The sequence below is a fragment of the Pseudonocardia kongjuensis genome, assembly GCF_039526905.1.
GTDB lineage: Bacteria > Actinomycetota > Actinomycetes > Mycobacteriales > Pseudonocardiaceae > Pseudonocardia > Pseudonocardia kongjuensis.
Map to the genome: position 1 here is coordinate 49,789 of NZ_BAAAJK010000008.1, position 17,534 is coordinate 67,322.

The 17,534-nt window shown below is 73.0% G+C and carries 12 protein-coding genes and 3 pseudogenes; 10 read left to right on the forward strand and 5 right to left on the reverse strand.

All coding sequences use genetic code 11. The annotated features are described in order from the left end of the window. Window positions 1-59 precede the first annotated feature (59 nt). From ABD160_RS12735 to ABD160_RS12765, 7 genes and pseudogenes are all read left to right on the forward strand, one after another. Window positions 60-5,183: pseudogene (locus tag ABD160_RS12735) on the forward strand (SDR family NAD(P)-dependent oxidoreductase); the annotation flags it as partial. A 20-nt stretch (window positions 5,184-5,203) separates the two neighbouring features. Further along, a complete protein-coding gene (locus ABD160_RS12740; protein WP_344021864.1) occupies window positions 5,204-6,265 on the forward strand; it encodes a cytochrome P450 in 1,062 nt (353 codons plus the stop codon). After that, window positions 6,262-7,539, forward strand: coding sequence for an activator-dependent family glycosyltransferase (locus ABD160_RS12745; protein WP_344021866.1), 1,278 nt, complete (start codon window positions 6,262-6,264; stop codon window positions 7,537-7,539). The genes ABD160_RS12740 and ABD160_RS12745 overlap by 4 nt, the downstream gene beginning before the upstream one ends. Then, window positions 7,526-8,248, forward strand: a complete 723-nt coding sequence (locus ABD160_RS12750; protein WP_344021868.1) for a class I SAM-dependent DNA methyltransferase — start codon at window positions 7,526-7,528, stop codon at window positions 8,246-8,248. Before ABD160_RS12745 ends, ABD160_RS12750 begins: the two co-directional genes overlap by 14 nt. Next, complete coding sequence (locus ABD160_RS12755; RefSeq protein WP_344021870.1) at window positions 8,245-8,682, forward strand: sugar 3,4-ketoisomerase; 438 nt, start codon at window positions 8,245-8,247, stop codon at window positions 8,680-8,682. The genes ABD160_RS12750 and ABD160_RS12755 overlap by 4 nt, the downstream gene beginning before the upstream one ends. Next, on the forward strand, window positions 8,679-9,806 hold the full coding sequence (locus ABD160_RS12760) for a DegT/DnrJ/EryC1/StrS family aminotransferase (protein WP_344021872.1): 1,128 nt from the start codon (window positions 8,679-8,681) through the stop codon (window positions 9,804-9,806). Before ABD160_RS12755 ends, ABD160_RS12760 begins: the two co-directional genes overlap by 4 nt. Continuing rightward, window positions 9,803-10,564 (forward strand): thioesterase II family protein, encoded by a 762-nt coding sequence (locus ABD160_RS12765; RefSeq protein ID WP_344021873.1) that lies wholly within the window; start codon window positions 9,803-9,805, stop codon window positions 10,562-10,564. Before ABD160_RS12760 ends, ABD160_RS12765 begins: the two co-directional genes overlap by 4 nt. Window positions 10,565-10,967: 403 nt before the next feature. Here the strand turns inward: ABD160_RS12765 and ABD160_RS12770 are convergent, their stop codons facing one another. From ABD160_RS12770 to ABD160_RS12780, 3 genes are all read right to left on the reverse strand, one after another. After that, window positions 10,968-11,396: a type II toxin-antitoxin system VapC family toxin gene (locus ABD160_RS12770; RefSeq protein WP_344021875.1), complete on the reverse strand. Its 429-nt coding sequence runs from the start codon at window positions 11,394-11,396 to the stop codon at window positions 10,968-10,970. Further along, window positions 11,393-11,644 (reverse strand): hypothetical protein, encoded by a 252-nt coding sequence (locus ABD160_RS12775; protein ID WP_344021877.1) that lies wholly within the window; start codon window positions 11,642-11,644, stop codon window positions 11,393-11,395. Before ABD160_RS12775 ends, ABD160_RS12770 begins: the two co-directional genes overlap by 4 nt. Before the next feature lie 150 nt (window positions 11,645-11,794). Further along, window positions 11,795-12,079, reverse strand: coding sequence for an AbrB/MazE/SpoVT family DNA-binding domain-containing protein (locus tag ABD160_RS12780; protein ID WP_344021879.1), 285 nt, complete (start codon window positions 12,077-12,079; stop codon window positions 11,795-11,797). 252 nt (window positions 12,080-12,331) lie between these two features. Between ABD160_RS12780 and ABD160_RS12785 the strand changes: the two genes are divergently transcribed. Then, window positions 12,332-13,771 carry a coiled-coil domain-containing protein gene (locus tag ABD160_RS12785; protein ID WP_344021881.1) on the forward strand — a complete coding sequence of 480 codons (1,440 nt, stop codon included), beginning with the start codon at window positions 12,332-12,334 and terminating at the stop codon, window positions 13,769-13,771. Between the two features lie 1,038 nt (window positions 13,772-14,809). On the opposite strand, the gene ABD160_RS12790 is transcribed toward ABD160_RS12785, so the two are convergent. After that, a complete protein-coding gene (locus ABD160_RS12790; protein WP_344021883.1) occupies window positions 14,810-15,052 on the reverse strand; it encodes a hypothetical protein in 243 nt (80 codons plus the stop codon). A 377-nt stretch (window positions 15,053-15,429) separates the two neighbouring features. Here ABD160_RS12790 and ABD160_RS12795 point away from each other — a divergent pair. After that, a pseudogene (locus ABD160_RS12795) lies at window positions 15,430-16,046 on the forward strand (IS630 family transposase); the annotation flags it as partial. A 26-nt stretch (window positions 16,047-16,072) separates the two neighbouring features. On the opposite strand, the pseudogene ABD160_RS12800 reads toward ABD160_RS12795, so the two are convergent. Beyond that, window positions 16,073-16,923: pseudogene (locus ABD160_RS12800) on the reverse strand (GlxA family transcriptional regulator). Between the two features lie 72 nt (window positions 16,924-16,995). Between ABD160_RS12800 and ABD160_RS12805 the strand changes: the two are divergent. Continuing rightward, entirely contained in the window at window positions 16,996-17,331 is a 336-nt protein-coding gene (locus ABD160_RS12805) for a cupin domain-containing protein (protein ID WP_344021885.1), read from the forward strand. Window positions 17,332-17,534 lie beyond the last annotated feature (203 nt).

A 17,534-nucleotide genomic window follows, 5' to 3' on the forward strand; every position in this document is an offset into this window, starting at 1 on the left:
TGTACCGGGCCACGACCGAGCTGAAGGACGTCTCCGCGCAGCTGCAACGGGAGCGAGACAGAGCTGCCGAACCGATCGCGATCGTCGGCGCGGCCTGCCGGCTCCCCGGCGGGGTCGAGCGGCCCGAGGACCTGTGGGATCTGCTCGGCTCCGCGGCCGAGGCGACCGGGGACCTGCCCACGGACCGCGGCTGGGACCTGGCCGGGCTCGTGGACCCGGACCCGGACACACCCGGCACCACGTACTGCAGCATGGGCGGGTTCCTCCGCGACCCCGCCGGATTCGACGCCGAATTCTTCGACATCTCGCCGCGCGAGGCGCTCGCGATGGACCCGCAGCAACGGCTGGTGCTGGAGACCTCGTGGGAGGCGATCGAGCGGGCCGGTATCGCCCCGCCCACGCTGTTGGGTAGCCCGACGGGCGTGTACCTGGGGTCCTGGTCGACCGGCTACGCGGCGACCCCGTACGACACCGTCGCCGACTTGGAGGGCCAACTCGCCGTCGGGACGGTGCTGAGCGTCGCGTCCGGTCGCGTCGCGTACCTGCTCGGCCTGACCGGACCTGCCCTGACCGTCGACACGGCGTGTTCGTCGTCGCTCGTCGCGCTGCACCTCGCGGTGCAGGCGCTGCGACGCGGCGAGTGCTCGCTCGCGCTTGCGGGCGGCGCGACCGTGATGGCATCGCCGTCCACGCTGACGGCGTTCGCGCGGCAGCGCGGCCTCGCCGCCGACGGGCGCAGCAAGGCGTTCGCCGAGGGCGCCGACGGCTTCGGCCCCGGCGAGGGCGTCGGCATGCTGCTGCTGGAACGGCTGTCCGACGCGCGCGAGGCCGGTCGCCCAGTGCTCGGCATGGTGCGTGGCTCGGCCGTCAACCAGGACGGCGCGTCCAACGGGCTGACCGCCCCGAGCGGACCGGCGCAGGAGCGCGTGATCCGCGCGGCGCTCGCCGACGCCCGGCTCGTCCCGTCGGATGTGGACGTCGTCGAGGCCCACGGCACCGGTACCCGGCTCGGCGACCCGATCGAGGCGGACGCCCTGATCGCCGTGTACGGCAAGGACCGGGCCGCGGACCGCCCAGTGCGGCTCGGGTCGGTCAAGTCGAACGTCGGACACACGCAGGGAGCGGCGGGGGTCGCTGGAGTGCTGAAGGTCCTGCTCGCGCTAGAGCATGGCACGCTGCCGCCGACGCTGCACGCGGCCCGGCCGACGTCGCTCGTCGAGTGGGCGGGCAGCGGCGTCGAGGTCGCTGCGACCGCGACGCCGTGGCCGGCGGGCGCGCGGGTGCGCCGGGCGGGCGTGTCGTCGTTCGGGATCAGCGGCACGAATGCACACGTGGTCCTCGAGGAGACGCCCCCGGCGCCCCCCGCAGAGTCCGACGCTGGGGCACCGATCTGGACGGCGGACGCCCCGGTCCCGTGGCCGCTGGGCGCCCGAACCGCCGACGCCCTGGACGTGCAGGCCCACGGGCTCGCTGCGCGGCTCGCGGCACACCCGCAGCGGTCCGTGGACGTCGGGTTCTCGCTGGCCAGCGGCCGCGCCCCGTTCGAGCACCGGGCCGTCCTGGTCGATCCCGGGGACGGCACCGCGGCCGAGCGGCTCGGCATTCTCGCCGGGGCGGTGCGCGGTGGCGCGGCGCCGGACCGCCGGGTGGCGCTCGTCTTCCCCGGACAGGGTGCGCAGTGGGCCGGGATGGGCCACGCGCTCGCCACCGCGTCCCCCACCTTCGCCGCCGACCTCGACGCGTGCGCCGCGGTGCTCGCGCCGCACGTGGACTGGGACCTGCGCGCCGTGCTCACCGACCCGGCCGCGATGCAGCAGGTCGAGGTCGTGCAGCCCGCGCTGTGGGCGGTCATGGTCGCGCTGGCCCGGCACTGGCGGCGCCACGGCGTGGTGCCCGAGGTGGTCGTCGGCCACAGCCAGGGCGAGATCGCTGCGGCGTGCGTGGCGGGCGGGCTCTCGCTCGCCGACGGCGCCCGCGTCGTCGCTCGGCGCGCGCAGGCGCTCACCGCGATCGCCGGGACGGGCGCGATGCTCGCGGTCGTCGCGCCAGTCGCCGTCGTGCGCGCCCGCATCGCGGACCGCCCCGGGGTCGCCGTCGCCGCTGTGAACGGCCCGGCCGCTGTCGTCGTCTCCGGCCCGCGGGACGCGATCACCGCCCTTGCCGGGGACCTCGGCGCCGACGGTGTGAAGGCCACCGCCGTCCCAGTGGACTACGCGGCCCACTCCGCCCAGGTCGACACGATCGGCCCAGAGTTGACCGCGGCACTGGCCGGGCTCGCCCCGCGGTCCGGAACGATCCCGTTCTTCTCCACCGTGCGGACGGCGTTCGTGGACACCGCCGAGCTGGACTCGGACTACTGGATGGAGAACCTGCGCGAGACAGTCCACCTCCAGGACGCGGTGGAGAAGCTCGCCGGCCACGGCATCACGACGTTCGTCGAGTGCAGCCCGCACCCTGTGCTGCTCTCGGCGCTGCTCGACACACTCGGCGACCGGGCGACGGCGCTGGGCACCCTACGCCGTGACGACGGCGACGCCACGCGGTTCCTCACCGCGCTGGCCGAGGCCCACGTCCACGGTGTGGACGTGGACTGGACGGCCGCGTTCGCGGGCCGAGGCGCGCACCGGATCGACCTCCCCACCTACCCGTTCCAGCGCAGCAGGTACTGGCTCGAACCGCAGCGGCCGACCCAGCAGGCGGACGACTGGCGCTACACGGTGGGCTGGACGCCGGTGCGGTGCCTGCCCGCGGCCACCGGCGAATGGCTCGTCGTCATCCCCCGTGGACACCGGCCTGAGCTCGGCGACCGTGCGGCGCGGGTCGTCGAGGTGGACACGGCGGCCCCAGACCGCGGGCGCTACGCTGCCGCGCTCGCCGCGGGTCTCGACGGCGCGACAGGCGTCCTCTCGCTGCTGGACGCCGCAATCACCGGGACCGATCCCGTCGCCGCGCTCGCCCCGACGCTGGCCCTCACCCAGGCGGTGCTCGACAGCGGCACGTCGGCCCGACTGTGGCTGCGCACCAGCGGTGGTGTCCACATCGAAACCGACCCGGTGGAACCGCTGCAGGCGATGCTCTGGGGATTCGGCCTCGTCGCGTCGCTCGAGCACCCGCAGACCTGGGGCGGGGTCATCGACCTGCCCGCCGGGCACGCCGTCGGGGACGTACTGCCCTGGCTCACCGGCACGGAGGATCAGCTCGCGGTGCGCGGCGAGCGGCTGCTCGCGCGCCGGCTGCGCTCCGCCCCGCCCGGCGCAGCGCAGAATCCGTGGCAGCCCCACGGCACTGTGCTGGTGACCGGCGGGACAGGCGGGGTCGGCGCGCACGTCGCGCGCTGGCTCGCCAGCAGCGGCGCCGCGCACGTCGTCCTGCTGGGCCGCCGCGACCCTGCCGACCCCGCGGTTGGGGCGTTGGTCGCGGAACTGAACGCCGCGGGCGGGGCCCGAATCAGCGCCGTGGCCTGCGACGTCGCCGATCGGGCTGCGCTCACAGACGTCCTCGCCGGACTCACGCGGGCCGGAGAGCCGGTCATCGCGGTGTTCCACGCGGCCGGGCTCGGGCAGAACACGCCGCTCGCCGACGTGACGCCCGAGGAGCTGACGGCCGTCGTCGCGGCCAAGGTCGGCGGCGCCCGCAACCTCGACGACCTCGTAGACCCGACGGCGCTGGAGGCGTTCGTCCTGTTCTCGTCGAACGCCGGGGTCTGGGGCAGCAGCGGCCAGAGCGTGTACGCGGCCGCGAACGCCGCCCTCGACGCGCTCGCAGTCGACCGGCGGGCCCGCGGCCGGGTCGCCACGAGCGTCGCCTGGGGCCTGTGGGCCGCCTCCGGAATGGCCACTGTCGATGACGCCGAGGCCGAGCTGACTCGTCGCGGCGTGCTACCGATGGACCCCAAGCGGGCCCTGGCCGAACTCGCGGCGGCGATCGGTCGCGACGAGACCGTCACCGCCGTCGCGCGGATGGACTGGCCGCGCTTCGCCGTCGGCTACACAGCCGCCCGCGAGCGGCCCCTGCTCGCCGAGCTCTCCCAGCTACGCGCGGCGCCACCAGTCGCGGACGCACCCGCCGAGGGCAGCGACCGCGCCCGGATCGAAGCGCTGTCGCCTACCGAGCGGCTACCGGAGCTGGTCACGCTCGTCCGGCAGACGGTGGCGGTGGTCCTCGGGCACGCCACCCCCGCGGACGTCGCGCCAGAGAAGCCGCTCGCCACACTCGGGTTCGACTCGCTCACCGCCGTGGAGTTCCGCAACCGGATCCGCGCCGCCATGGGCGTCACGATCCCGGCGACAGCGGTCTTCACAGAGCCCCACGCGACCGCGATCGCCGAGCTAGTCGGTGCCGAACTCGGCACCGGCGGCACCGCGACGACCGGGTTGTTGCGTGGCCTCTACCGCGCGGCCGCCGAGGCACGGCGGGCACCGGAGTTCCTCGGGGTGCTCGCGCAGGCAGCGAGCTTCCGGTCCGCGTCCGACGACCCGGCGCACCTGGCCGGGGCGCTGCGGCCGGTTCCGCTGACCGAAGGCGACGGCCCCGTGATCGTCTGCTGCTGCGGGGCTGCCCCGATTTGCGGTCCGCACGAGTTCGCCCGGCTGGCCGCGGCGTTCCGCGGGCGCAGGCCGATGACCGCGCTCGCGCTGCCCGGCTACCAGGACGACGAGCCGCTCGCGGCGAGCATCGAGGCCACATCGGCAGCGCAGGCGGCGGTGCTCACGTCGCACCTCGCCGGCCGGCCCTTCGTGGTGCTCGGCTACTCCGCGGGCGCGCTGTTCGCGAACGCGCTAGCGGCACACCTCGCCGAGCAGGGGGTCGCCCCGAGCGGGGAGATCCTCATTGACGCGTACCCGCCTGACGCCCAGGACGCGATGCTGTCCTGGCGGGACGAGCTGGCGCTCGGTCTGTTCGCGGACGAGCTGGTGCCGATGACAGACGCCCGCCTCACCGCGCTCGGCGCCTACGAGGCACTGCTCGCGCGCTGGCGCCCCCGCCCATCCGGCGCGCCCGTGCTGTTGCTGCGGGCGACCGAGCCGATGGGCGAGTGGGCGGGGGAGTGGCGGTCGAGCTGGCCCCACGAGCACCGTTCGGTCGACGTACCGGGCGATCACTTCACGGTCATGCGGGATTTCGCCGAGGTCACCGCACACGAGATCGACATCTGGTTGGACGAGCAGAGCGGACGGAGCTGATCATGCGGAAGGAACGGGACGTGGCAGACCATGTCCTCGGCAGTCGACTGCAGCTGGCGCAGGGCATGCGCTGGGTCTGGGGCATCCATGGAGACCACTACGCACGCCTACTGACGGCGATCGATGCCGACCCGTACCCGCTCGCCGCGGCGGTCCGGGAGACCGACGGGCTGGTGCGCAGCAATGTCGGAGGCTGGGTGACCGCGCGGCACGACGTAGCGACCACCCTGCTGAGCGACGACGGGTTCGGCGCCGGGGCACCGGACGGGTCGGACCCGGAGGCTGTCGTGCAGCCGCTCGACCTCGCCCCGCCGCGCCCGGTCGCGGGGCCAGACCGGGACGCGCTCGCCGCTGTGTGCGCGGAGCGCGCCGCGCGCCTGGCGCCAGAGTTCGACCTCGTCACCGACTACGCGCGGCCGTGCGCCGCCGTGCTGGCCGCCGTGCTTGCCGGCCTACCGCCGGAGCCGCTCACCGCGGTGAGCGCTGACCTCGCACCCGCCCTCAGCGTGGAGCTGGCGGCGCAGCAGCTGGACACCGCGGTGCGCGTGCGCGCCGCGCTGGCCCGGCTGCGCGAGCTCGGCGCCGCCGAGGACGCCGTGGCGCTGGTCGTCGCACTCACTGAGCCGGTTACGGCGGCCATCGGGAACGCCGGGGCGGCGCTCCTGCCGGACCACTGGTCCGGTGTGTGGGCCGAGCCCACCGCCGCGGCCGGGGTGGCCGCGGAGATCCTCCGGTTCGAGGCACCCGTGCAGATCCGCACGTGCGTCGCGCAGGCCGACACCATCGTGGGCGGCCAGGCCATCGCCGCCGGGGAGCAGGTGGCGGTGCTCGTGGGCGGCGCGAACAGGGACCCGGACGCGTTCCCCGAGCCCGACCGGTTCCGGCTCGACCGGGAGTCCGGCGCGGCCGTACCGATCGGGGCCGGGCCGGCAGGCGCCACCGTCGCGCTGCTCACCGAGCTCGCGATCGCCGCCCTCGCCGCGCACCACCCGTCCCTCGGACTCGCCGGCACCCCAGTGCGGCCGAGCCGCTCACCTGTGTTGCGCGGCTGGCACGCCTTCCCTCTGGCGGTGGCGGCATGAGCGACCGTCCGATGCGCGTCCTGTTGACCTGCTTCGACTGGGACACGCACTTCCAGCAGCTCGTCCCGCTCGCCTCGGCGCTGCTCACCGCGGGCCACGAGGTACGCGTCGTCAGCCAGCCCTCGCTCATGCCGCACGTCACGGGCGCCGGGCTCCCTGGCGTCCCGGTCGGCGCCGAAACGGGCTTCCTCCCGTTGATGGCCGAGATCGCCGCGGACATGCAGGTCTGGGCGTCCGGCATCGACCTCGACGACCCGGCGAAGGGCAAGAACTGGGAGTACCTGCTCGCCCAGCAGGCCGTGTTCGTCCCGACCTTCTACGCGATGGTCAACGACGATCCGTTCATCGACGGCCTCATCGACTTCGCCCGTCGCTGGCAGCCCGACCTGCTCATCTGGGAGCAGTTCACGTTCGGCGGCGCGCTGGCGGCCGCCGCCATCGGCATCCCGCACGCGCGCGTGGTGTGGGGCCCGGACGTCCTGACGCGAATGCGGCGGCACTTCCTCGCGGCGGCCCAGGAGCTACCGTCCGCGCACCGCGAGGACCCGCTGCGCGAGTGGTTCGAGTGGACCGGCGCGCGGCACGGGTTCTCCTTCAGCGAGGAGTTGACCACCGGCCGGTGGTCGATCGACACGATGCCGCCGAGCATGCGGATCCCGAACGACCTGCCCACGGTCCCGATGCGCTACATCGCCTACAACGGCCCGTCGGTGCCGGAGCCGTGGGTCCTGGAGCCGCCCACGCGCCCGCGGGTCTGCCTGACCGTCGGCATCTCCGCAGCCCGCACGCTCGGTCACCGCCTGGTCCTGTCCGAGCTTCTCGACGAGTTCGCGGACCTCGATGCCGAGCTCGTCGCGACCGTGCCGCACGACCAGCGCGGCGACGGCCCGGTGCCGGAGAACGTGCGGCTAGTCGACTTCGTCCCGCTGCACGCGCTGCTGCCGACATGCTCAGCGATCGTCCACCACGGCGGTGCTGGGACATCCGGGACGTCGGGGGTGTCTGGCGTGCCGCAGATCCTCGTCGGCGATATGTACGACGCGACCGAGCGCGGTAAGAGACTCGTCGCGAACGGCAACGGCGTGCTGGTCGACCCGGCACAGGCCGACGCGCGGGCCATCCGGCAGGCCGTCGAGACGGTGCTGTCCGACCCCTCCTACGCCGAGAACGCGGCGCGGATCGGTGCCGAGATGCGGGCGCTGCCGAGCCCCAACGACGTCGCGACCCAGCTGGAACGACTCGTCCGTGAGGAGGGCACCGATGTACGACGGTGAGTTCGCCGAGATCTACGACCTCGTCCATGCCGGGCGGGGCAAGGACTACGCGCGGGAGGCGACCTCGGTCGCCGCGCTGGTCAGGGAGCGCTGCCCGCAGGCCGACTCGCTGCTCGACGTCGCCTGCGGGACCGGCGCGCACCTGCAGGAGTTCGCCCTGAAGTTCACCCACGTCGCGGGTCTGGAGCTGATAGCGGACATGGCGAGCATCGCGACCCGCCGCGTCCCCGACGCGCAGATCGCGGTGGGGGACATGCGTGACTTCGCGCTCGGGCGCCGGTTCGCCGCGATCACCTGCATGTTCAGCTCGATCGGGCACCTCGCCGACCAGGACGAGCTGGACGCGGCATTCGCGTGCTTCGCGGCGCACACCGAGCCGGGCGGGGTCTGCGTCGTGGAGCCGTGGTGGTTCCCGGAGGCGTTCCTCGACGGCTATGTCTCCGCCGACGTCGTCCGATCTGGTGACCGCTCGATCGCGCGTGTGTCCCACTCCGTGGAGAAGGAGGGCGTGGCCGTCATGGACGTGCACTACGTGCTCGCCGACCCGGCCGGGGGCGTACGGCACCTCGCGGAGCAGCACCACATCACGCTGCACCCGCGGGAGGCCTACGAGGCCGCGGCCGAGAGCGCGGGTTACCGGGTGCGCTACCTTGAGGGCGGCCCGTCCGGGCGCGGCCTTTTCGTCGCGACGCTGCCGGCAGTCTCGTGAGCACCGGGGTTCAGGAGCAGCGGCTCGGGCAATGCCATCTCGTCGAGTTGCACGAGCACGCCGATGACCGCGGCGGCCTCGCGGTGGTCGAGACCGGCACCGACGTGCCGTTCGCCATCGAGCGCGCCTACTACCTGTACGGCGTCCCCGAGGGTGCGGCCCGCGGTGCGCACGGGCACCGGGAGCTGCAGCAGCTGGTGATCGCCGTGCACGGGTCGTTCCGGGTGATCGTCGACGACGGCCTCCAGCAGACCGGGTTCGTGCTGGACCGGCCAGCCCTCGGCCTCCACATCGGACCGATGACGTGGCGGCGGCTGACGCACTTCTCGCCGGGGGCAGTCGGTCTGGTGCTCGCCTCGGCGCACTACGACGAGAGCGACTACTTCCGGGACTACGCCGCGTTCGCGGCCGCGGCACGGGAGATGCGCGCATGACCGCCGCCGCCATCCCAGCCGTGCCATTCCTCGACCTCGCCGCGCCGTACGAGGAGCTGCACACCGAGATCGACCGGGCCGTGTCGCGCGTCCTGCGCTCGGGCCGCTACCTCCTCGGCCCAGAGCTCGCCGACTTCGAGGCATCCTTCGCCCAGTACTGCAACCGCCCACACTGCGTCGCCGCCGGCAGCGGGTCCGACGCCATCGAGCTCACACTCCGGGCACTGGGCGTCGGGCCGGGAGACGAGGTGATCGTCCCGTCACACACGTTCATCGGGACATGGCTGCCCATCTCGGCAACCGGGGCCCGACCTGTCCCCGTCGAACCCGAACCCGAGCTCTACGTCCTGACCGGGGAGGGTATCGAGGCCGCGATCACTCCGCGGACCCGGGCGATTCTGCCGGTCCACCTCTATGGGCACCCCGCCGACCTGGACGCGATCGCGGCCGTCGCGGACCGGCACAGTCTGCCCGTCGTCGAAGACGCGGCCCAGGCCCACGGCTCCCGCCTGCGCGGGCGGGTCGTGGGGTCCGGTCCGTCGGTTGCGGCGGCGTTCAGCTTCTACCCGGGCAAGAACCTCGGTGCGTTTGGAGACGGCGGCGCGGTCGTCACCGGTGATGCCGAGCTCGCCGAGCGGCTACGCCTGCTGCGCAACTACGGCTCGCGCACGAAATACGTGCACGAGGTGGAAGCCACAAACTCCCGGCTGGACGAGGTGCAGGCGGCGATCCTGCGCATCAAGCTGGACCGCCTGGAGGAATGGAACGCCCGGCGGCGCGCCGTCGCCGACACGTACAGGCAGGGGCTCGCGGACGTCGACCGGCTGGTGCTGCCGCGCACCGCCGAGTGGGCGGAGTCGGCGTGGCACCTGTTCGTGGTGCGGGCCCGCTCCCGCGCCGACCGCGACGACCTGGTCACCGCGCTGAGCGCCGCCGGGGTCGGGACGATCGTCCACTACCCGACGGCGGTGCACCGGTCCGCGGTCTACACGAGCCGCTACCCCGCCCCGTTCCCGGTCGCAGAGGCGCTCGCCGACCAGGTCCTCAGCCTGCCGATCGGGCCGCACCAGCCCGAGTCGGCCACCGCCCGGGTCGTGGACGTAGTGAAGGAGTGGGCACGATGACGACGACGACCGACGCGCGGCTGTGGCTGCGCCCGCTGGACGCCGCGCCTCCCGGCGCGCCGCAGCTGGTATGCCTCCCGCACGCAGGCGGGTCTGCGGGCTACTATCGGCCTTTGGCCATCCGGCTGGCACCGGACTGGTCCGTCGTAGGGGTGCAATACCCGGGCCGCCAGGATCGGCGGCAGGAGCCGCCGCCCGAGGATCTCGCCGGGCTAGCGCAATCGGTTGCCGATGCCTGCGCCAGGCACCTGACCGACCCATTCGCGCTATTCGGGCACAGCATGGGCGCGGTGGTCGCGTTCGAGGTCGCGCGCGAACTGGAACGGCGAGGCCGGAGCCCCGAGGTCCTGTTCGTCTCGGCCCGGCCCGCGCCCGACGCCGACAATGGGCGCAGCCGCCTCACCGCGGTCGCGGCAGACGACAACCTCGTGATCGCCGAGGTCGTGGCGCTGGACGGGACCGCAGCGGGCGTCCTCGACGACCCGGACGTGCGCGCCCTCGTGCTTCCCACGCTGCGCAGCGACTACCGGGCCCTGGCGGGCTACGAGTTCCAGCCGGGGCCCCCGCTGCGCTGCGACATTGTCGGGCTCGTAGGCGGGGCGGACCCGTACACCGGCCCGGTCGAGATGCGCGAGTGGGCCCGGCACACCGCGGGGTCGTTCAAGTTCCACGAGTTCACCGGCGGGCACTTCTACTTCGCCGAGGACACCACGACCGTCGCCGCCACGCTGCGTGCCGAGCTGACCTGCGCGGACTAGACGCGGTATGGAGGCCCAGGATCCGGGGCCTTCCGCATGTGAACGTGGGTTGCCGCCGAGAGCATGTCCTGGTCGGTAGAGCCACAGATGTGGAGGCCCGGCGTGCGCTTCGACCGGACAGCCCCCGGGGGGCTGCGCTGAAGATGCCGATGAGTGAGGCGTTCTGAGTGCCGATGTGGTGGGGGCATGAAGAACCCCGCCAGGTGGGGGCCCCCGCTCCAGGCCTTCGCGCAGGATCTCCAGTTCGGCGTGGCGGGGCCTTCATCGGCAAGGGCCGCACGGCGGAGCACAGCTGGCCCGGGCCCGGCGCCGGGGTATCAGCGGTGGCGGGCCCCGCAGCGGTCGCCGGCGTCGACGAACGCCGATGACGCCCCGTCGGTCACCCGCATGTTCCACCCGGGTTCTAGCGGATCGCTATGACGGTGATGTCGAGGTCGAGTGCGGTCCACGCCTGGTCGGCGGTGATCGCGGGGCCGCCGAGGCGGGCGGCCAGGGCAAGGCAGCACCGGTCGCCGAGGGACAGTCTGGCTGCGCGGGTGGTGGGCCACAGTTTCGCCGCGGCGGTCGCGTCGCCGGCGTCGAGGGGCTCGATCCGGATACCGAGGGTGCGCAGGCGGGCGATGGCGCGGTCGGCGTCGACGCCGTGTTGAGCGAGTTTCTGGTGGACCTCGGCGAGGTTGACCGCGCACAGCACGGCCCCGGTGAGGTGTTCGTCGACGACCTGTGCGCCGGGTTCGGCGCGTAGCCAGGCCAGGACGGCGGAGGCATCGAGCACCGACGGGCCGCCATCCGGGACCGCCGTGTCCTCGGCGGTGTTCTCGGCGCCGGTCACCGGTCGCCGTCCGTCTCGCCCCAGGACTGGCCGGCCGCGGCGCCGGACTCGTCGCGGTCGGGGTGGCGATCGGGCAGGTGCGTACCGGTCTCGGCGTCGTAGATCTCGCCGCAGGCCGGGCAGGACCGCTCACCGGGGCCGAGTGGCTCGAGCTCGGTGACACAGCCGAGCCGGCCACACATCCACACCCGGAAGGCCGGGCCGACCGTCCCGTCGGTGTCGGTGTTCGTGTTGGTGTCTCTGCTCATCGCTCGCACTTTTCGTCGTCGCAGGTGAGGTCCGACCGGAGCGCGCGGATCGCGTCTCCGCGGTCGTTCACGGTGGTGAAGACGTCCTCGCCGACGTGCGTCCCAGGTCGTGCTGTCCTCGGTGATCTGCTCGCTGGCCGGCTCGCGGGGTCATCGAGTGTCCTCGGCGGCGGCCTCGGCACGGCGGTCAGCGATCAGCTCGTCGGCAGGGGAGGTGCCGGGGTCACCGGTCCAGGACGCGGCGATCTCCTGACGCAGCCGGGTGATGAGCTGCCCCCGGGTCTGCAACACCACACGACCATCCTCGACCGACAGCAGCAGCGTCGCCCCGGCAGCCATACCGAGTTCCCGTCGGATCGGAGCCGGAATCAGGATCCGACCGTCTCGGTTGACGACTACCTCAGACGCCTCACCCTGATGGACCCCCTCTGACATGAGCCGAGCATAGCATCGCCCAGAGACTCATGTCTGTCAGAGTGACGGCTAATCTGTCAATTCTGGCCGCACCCTGACAGAGCAGTGCTCTACGCAACATAAACTTGCTTCTGTCGCGTAGAACACTGCTCTGTTTGGCGGGCTTCCGTGCATGATCCCGCCAAGCAGGGAGCTGTTTCGTATCGTTAAGTTGTAACGAAACAAAACACAGAATGATTGACTGAACGGAACAGAACACGTAACGTCCGGGGCGTGACCGAAGAGCCGTCCACCACGCCGACCGTCGAGACGGACGGCGTCGCCGCAGACGTCGGTGACGCCGGGACCGACTCGGTGGCCGGGGCCGTCGAGGCGCCGGAGCGGGTGTTCTCGACGCGGACGACGGCATCGCCCGCGGCCGCGGGGCGCGGTGTAGAGCTGGAGGCCTGCCAGTTCCCCGGCGGCTGCCCGCACACGGTCGCCTACGCCGGGACCGGGCGGCGCCCGAAGTACTGCTACCAGGTCGTGGGCGGGGTGATGCACGACCGCGGCAACGCCAAGCGTGTCGCCGACGGCGGCACCCCGGCCCGGCGCCGCGGTGAACCCGACGACGCCGCCGCGCGCCCGGTCACCCGCGCCCAGCAGACCGTGCAGACCCAGGTCACCGGCCTGGCCACCCGACTCGAGGAAGCGTCCGGGGAGCTGCGCGACGCCCTGGGCAACCTCGCCGACCCCGACGCCGTCGCCGCCGAGATCGCCGCCGCCCGCCGCGCCGCGCGCGCCGAGATCGACCAGGCTCAGGCCGAGCGGGACGAGGCCCAGGCCCGAGCCCGGACCGCGGAGGCCGACGCGGTCGCCGCCCGCCGCTCCGCCGCCGCATCCGACGCCGAGGCCGAGACCGCCGAGCAGGCACGCCGGCTCGCCGAGGACACCCAGGCCCGCGCCGAGGCCGAGCGCGACGACGCCACCGGGGAGCTGTCGGCCACCCGCGCCGAGCTGGAGGCGACCCAGCACGCCCTCGACGAGGCCCGCACCGAACGGGCCCGGCTGCAGCGCGACCTCGACACCGCCCAGGCCGAGCGGGACACCGCGACCCAGACCGCCGCGCAGGCCCGCGCCGAGCGCGACCGCGTGCAGGACGAGCTGACCGAGCTGACCCGCACCCTCGACCAGGCCCAGGCCGACCGGGACACCGCCCGGGCCCGGGCCGAGGAGCTGCACACCGAACGTGACACCGCACGGGCCGAGACCGCCGCCGCCCGCCGCGACGTCGAACGCCTCCAGGCCGATCGGGACCAGGCCCTGACCGAGCGCGACACCCGCGCCGGCGAGCGGGACACCGCCCGCGACCAGGCCGCCGAGGCGCGCACCCAGCTCGCCGTCGCCGAGTCCACCATCACCGTTCTGCGCGACCAGCTCGCCCGCGACCTCGAGCGCGAACGCGCCTACGGCCAGCAACGCCTCGACGACTCCGAAGCCCGCCACCGCGCCCGCGAGCACGAGCTGCGCGACGAGCTCGCCCAGCTCCGCACACAGCAGCAGTCCCCCGGTCCCGAGACGTCCCCGCCCGCCGGCGCGGCCACAGCAGCCGAACCCGGCGGCGACGCTGCACCCACCCGGGGCAGCCGGCGCACCACCAGCACCCCGCGCCCCGCACGCCGCCGGCGCGGGGCCGACGCCACACCCGCCCCGACCGCCGAGCCGGAGGGATAACCCGATGAGCCGGACCCAGCCCCGTGCCGTACTGGCCCCGACGAGGCCGGAGACCCCGCCCCGCTGCGACGGCTGCGGCCGCGGCCCCCGTCACCCCGGCGAGCGCGCCGACATCGCCACGACCTGGATCCTGCCCGGCCCCACCGGCCCGGTCACCGGGCACTTCTGCCGCGACTGCGCCCCCACCGGCCCGGTCGCCGACCTCACCTGCACCCGGTGCGGCGACGGCCCGCTGCTGGCTGGGGACATCGCCGACCGCCCTGAACAGGCCGCGCCGCTGCTGACCGCGGCCGGATGGCAGCTCACCGAGCCTGTTACATGTCCGCCTTGCCTCTCCCCGTCCCGACACCGCGGCACTCCGAGGAGAGCTGAACACCATGCTGCCGCCATCTCCCGGCATCACGACTCACCGAGAACAAAGCCTGCACCGCCGCCGGGAGTGGCTTGAGAGGCCGCATTGCTCCTCTGCCGGCCCCGCCGGGCTGTTCCGCCAGACCACCCCCAGCCCCGAGGTCCGACGGCTCCACACCGCCCTCAACCTCGCGCTGCCCCCGCGGATCCTCGACCTCGACCCCCAGCCACTCACAACGCCCTGACCAGGCACAACACCACCGCCTAGTGACACGACATGTCACCAGGCGAACACCGGTTTGCCCAGCTCAGGCCCCCTATCCGAGCGCTTCCGCCGGACAATAGCTGCGGAACCCAGGCTCACTCTTCGCTCGGCATCGGCGGTGGATACCGTGTCCCGGATCTCGGGCGCCGATGCGTGAGAGGGAGCGGGTCATGGGGGCCGTGACATCGTTTCGAGCTGCTCAACATCGCCTCCCAACTGCGCAGAGCCGCGAGACACGCCTACGACTACTACCGCGGGGCGATCCCACTCGAGGACTGCCAGTCGGTCGTCGAGGACTCCTACCAGCTGCTCGGCCAGACCGCGGTGATCAAACACCACCGGGTCGCGCTCGCCGACCCGCTGGTCGATCGAACGCCTACTCCGGGTCGCCGTCGCCCGACCCGACGTCGCGACCGGATCGGCTACGACGTCGCCGAATCGCGCCGGCGGAACCGCTGCTGCACGCCCTGCTTGCTGGTCCCGTAGAGCTGGCCGATCTCGGCCCACCGCAGACCGTTCGCTCGCGCCTGCTGGACCAGATCGCACTCCAGCTGCTCGGCCAGCTGCCGCAACCGGCGACCAGCCGTCACCTGCGCCGTCACCGACTCGGCGGACTCGACCGCCTCCAGCGCGGCCCTGACCTCGACCCAGCCCGGTTCACCCACGTCGTCAACACCTCCTTGACCACCACCTGGGTCAAGGATACGTTGACCCAGGTGTACGTCAGATTACGAATCACCGAACGGGGGTGATCATCCATGGCGAAGAAGAAGGACAAGAAGAAGGACAAGAAGCGCAAGAAGAAGAAGTAGCCCAACTGCTCGACGCCTCGAGAGTCGCGGGCGGCGCGGCACCACCACCCGCACAGCAGTCGGTGCAGCGCCGCCGGCCGACTCCCCTGCGGCGACCCCTGCCCGTCGACAGCTCGCGTCGGCGGCCCGTCCTCCCCACAGGACGGACGGTATGAACTCGGGGTTCGACCGTCGTTCTCCTCGTCGCCACTCACCGCTCACCGACACCCGTGGCGGTCCGCCAGTAGGCTCGGGCACACACCTGGAAGCTGTCGACCGATCCACTGTTCGTCGACAAGGTCCGCGACGTCGTCGGGCTCTATCTGGACCCCGCCCGACAAGGCCATGGTGCTCGCGGTGGACGAGAAGTCCCAGATGCAGGCACTGGACCGGACCGCGCCGATGCTGCCGATGATGTCCGGGCACGCCCGAACGCCGCACCCACGACTACATCCGCTACGGCACCACGAGCCTGTTCGCCGCGCTCGACATCGCCACCGGCCAGGTGATCGGCCAGCACCAGCGCCGCCACCGACACCAGGAGTTCCTGCGGTTCCTCAAGACCATCGACGCCAACACGCCCGCCGAGCTGGACCTGCACCTGGTCTGCGACAACTACGCCACCCACAAGACGCCGGCGATCAAGAACTGGCTGGCCGCGCACCCGCGGTTCCACCTGCACTTCACCCCAACCTCGGCCAGCTGGCTCAACCTCGTGGAACGCTGGTTCGCCGAGCTGACCAACCGCAAACTGCGCCGCTCGACCCACCGCAGCGTCACAGCCCTCGAAGACGACGTCGACGCCTGGATCGCGGCATGGAACGCCGACCCGAAGCCGTTCGTGTGGACCAAGACTGCCGACGAGATCCACCGCACATCCGGGCACGGCGGCGGTCAGCTCGAACACCGGCCGGTTCGATCCATTGACGATGACCAGGCCGTCTTCCCGGTCGCCGGGGTCGTGCCCACCCGGTCACGGAAGCGGCGGCGCAGGTTGACCGCCGAGGTGAGGCCGACGCGCGCGGCGATGACCTCGACCGGCAGGTCCGTCTCCTCCAGCAGGGCGCGTGCCCGCACCACCCGGCGTTCCAGTAGCCACGCGCCGGGGGACCGCCCGAGCTGGTCGGCGAAGCGCCGGCTCAGGGTGCGCGGTGAGACGTTGAGGTGTGCGGCCAGGTCGCCCACCGACAGCGGCGTCTCGAGTCGTGCGTCGACCCACTCGAGCAGGTCGTCCACGGCGCTCGCCGCCGGAGTGGGTGGCCGGTACGGGGCCTGGCCGCCGTCGCGGTGCGGCGGCATCACCATGTGCCGCGCAACGAGGGTGGCGTGCGCCGCGCCGTGGTCCTTCCGCACCAGGTGCAGGCACAGGTCGATGCCCGCACCAGCGCCGGCACTCGTGGCGACGTCGCCGTGGTCCACGTAGAGCACGTCCGGTTCGACGCGTACGCGGGGGAACTCCCGGCGAAGCTGCTCGGCGCGCGCCCAGTGCGTGGTGGCCGAGCGGTCGTCCAGGAGGGGGTCCAGCCCGGGATGAGCACGGTGTCCGCGGACCTGAGGGTCGAGAGCCCCCGCGTCACGGACATCGCGTAGCCGGCCGACGTCGGCACCGGACCGGGCTCCTCCGCGCACACCTCGAACGCGTAGTGCTGCGGCACCCCGGGGCGCTCGGTGCCGAAGATCTCGGCGGCGCAGCCCAGCTCGAACGTCGACTGCACCGGACGCACCAGAGCTACCACGCGATGCACGGCAGGAAAGTACCTGATGACGTCCTTCTCGACACCTGCGCTCCGGCGTCCCACCGCAGCACCGTGGCAGGTATGAACCCCGAGATCGTTCAGCAGCAGGGCTACACCTCCGTCTTCGTCGGGGACGCCCCGGTCCGCGAGCTCTTCCCCGGGATCCGGTTACGTCCGCTCTGGACAGGGCCGACCGGCGCGCACGCCAACGTGCTGGAGATGGACGCGGGCACGTCGTGGCCGCGCCGCGACGTCCACGAGCCCGGCCCGGAGGAGGTCTACGTGGTCCATGGCACGTTCCACGACGGCGCGCGCGACTACCCGGCCGGGACGTTCCTGCACGCCCCGGCCGGGTCGTGGCACCTACCCGCGACCACGCCCGGCTGCACGCTCTTCCTGTTCTATCCGGAGGGCTGAGAACCGTCGGCCGAGGACGTCCGGCGGTGTGACGGTCGTCGCGGGCCACCGGGAACCCGGTCCGCTCTGCGATGCTGGTCGGCGGTGTCCACCGTTCGAGCGCGTCTGTTCCGCCGGCGCCGCCACGTCGATCTGCGACGGCAGGCGAGCGCCCTGTGTGCCGTGCCCGGAGCGCGCCCCCGCCCGGTCCGCTGATCGGTCGC

Bases quoted from the DNA above. Each gene is read 5' to 3' on its own strand.
- ABD160_RS12745 (WP_344021866.1), top strand. From the start codon at position 6,262: ATGAGCGACCGTCCGATGCGCGTCCTGTTGACCTGCTTCGACTGGGAC.
- ABD160_RS12750 (WP_344021868.1), top strand. From the start codon at position 7,526: ATGTACGACGGTGAGTTCGCCGAGATCTACGACCTCGTCCATGCCGGG.
- ABD160_RS12760 (WP_344021872.1), top strand. From the start codon at position 8,679: ATGACCGCCGCCGCCATCCCAGCCGTGCCATTCCTCGACCTCGCCGCG.
- ABD160_RS12765 (WP_344021873.1), top strand. From the start codon at position 9,803: ATGACGACGACGACCGACGCGCGGCTGTGGCTGCGCCCGCTGGACGCC.
- ABD160_RS12775 (WP_344021877.1), bottom strand. From the start codon at position 11,644: ATGAGCAGAGACACCAACACGAACACCGACACCGACGGGACGGTCGGC.
- ABD160_RS12780 (WP_344021879.1), bottom strand. From the start codon at position 12,079: ATGTCAGAGGGGGTCCATCAGGGTGAGGCGTCTGAGGTAGTCGTCAAC.
- ABD160_RS12805 (WP_344021885.1), top strand. From the start codon at position 16,996: ATGAACCCCGAGATCGTTCAGCAGCAGGGCTACACCTCCGTCTTCGTC.